Source organism: Actinopolyspora alba (genome assembly GCF_900112765.1).
GTDB classification, from domain to species: Bacteria; Actinomycetota; Actinomycetes; order Mycobacteriales; family Pseudonocardiaceae; genus Actinopolyspora; species Actinopolyspora alba.
In genome coordinates this window covers 1-1,205 of sequence record NZ_FOMZ01000039.1, presented here as the reverse complement: position 1 = coordinate 1,205, position 1,205 = coordinate 1, and the positions used below count along the sequence as shown (strand labels likewise).

2 protein-coding genes are annotated in these 1,205 nt (G+C 66.2%); both read right to left on the bottom strand.

Going from position 1 to position 1,205, the window contains the following annotated elements; translation table 11 throughout:
* Window positions 1-188 (bottom strand): hypothetical protein (locus tag BM150_RS23555; protein WP_139219661.1); only part of this gene is annotated, 188 nt, incomplete at its 3' end.
* 33 nt (window positions 189-221) lie between these two features.
* Window positions 222-1,205: helix-turn-helix transcriptional regulator (locus tag BM150_RS23550; protein ID WP_217641918.1), on the bottom strand; the 984-nt coding region annotated here is incomplete at its 5' end.

The window sequence follows — 1,205 nt, the reverse complement described above, 5'->3', positions numbered from 1 at the left end:
TCGGGATCACCGATTGCCACCCGAGCGTCCTCGGGATCGTAGGTGATGAACTCATCCCCCCAGTCGATCCACACGTTTTCTCGGGCGACTCCCTCCCCTCGGTACGGCGGGCGCATCCTCTGCGACACCTCCGCCAGCTGCTCAGGGGAGATCTCGACGCTGGCAATGGTGAACTCGGTGTAGCTCATGGATTCCTCTCGTTTCCTGGTCGGTCTGGGTAGTCACTGCTCGTCGAGCATCGGCACGTACGGCGGGCGCTCCCACAGTGCGGCGTTCTGGTGGTGGTAGCCGGTCTGGAACATCGTTTCCGACTGCTGGTCAGGGAACCTCTCGTGCTGCTCCCACACGTGCCCACAGTGGGCGTACAACGGCGTGATCTCATCGCGCCACTTCCCGCCGCCCTTGCTGGCGTACTGCTGGTACAGCCGCAGCCAGCCGCCCTTGCTCGGGGTCTCGTAGAACTTCACCGCGTGCGGATCGAGCTGCTGCCCTCCGTCCGAGGACAGCGCGTCGTTGATCAGCGCGTACACCCGACCGAGCACGTACCACACATCGGTGGTGCTGCCCAGGTTCCGCCTGCCGGGCGGGTCCTGCGTGCGCGCCCCGTTAATGATGTTGCTGACCGTCTTCTGGGATTTCCCGATGCGCTCGGCGAGATGCTCCTGAGAGCGCCACCCATTGATCTCGGGGATCATCGCTCGCCACCGGGCCGTGTCGGCCTCGATCTGCTCCCCCAGCTCGTCGAACTCCTCCTCGCGCCGGGTGCGCAGCTCAGCACGCTGATCTCGTAGCCACTGCTCGGCACGCAGCACCACCACGTTCTCCCCGAGCATGTCGGACTCCAACTCGCGGGCCATGTCGACCAACTCGTCGTCAGTGGTGCCCGCGACCAGGCCCACGCTCCCGATCGTCTCGCTGACCGCCTGGCCGTACATCTCCCCCGCGTCAACCGCGCCCATCACCTCCGAATCCGCGTCGAACGCAGACTCGTCGCACGCAGCGGCGATCCGGGCGGAGGCGTCAGCCGCAGTGTCGTCGAGGTAGCCGTGCGTATCACTGCCGTGCTGGCGGAGCCAGCTGTGATCGAGCACGGTTTGCGCGTCGGGAGTCAGTGCGTCCAGCAGCCGGTTCCCAGCTTCCGGGGTCAGCGCGGGCACCGTCCACGCCTGCACAACGCCATTACGCTGCACCATCGGGCGTGCGTG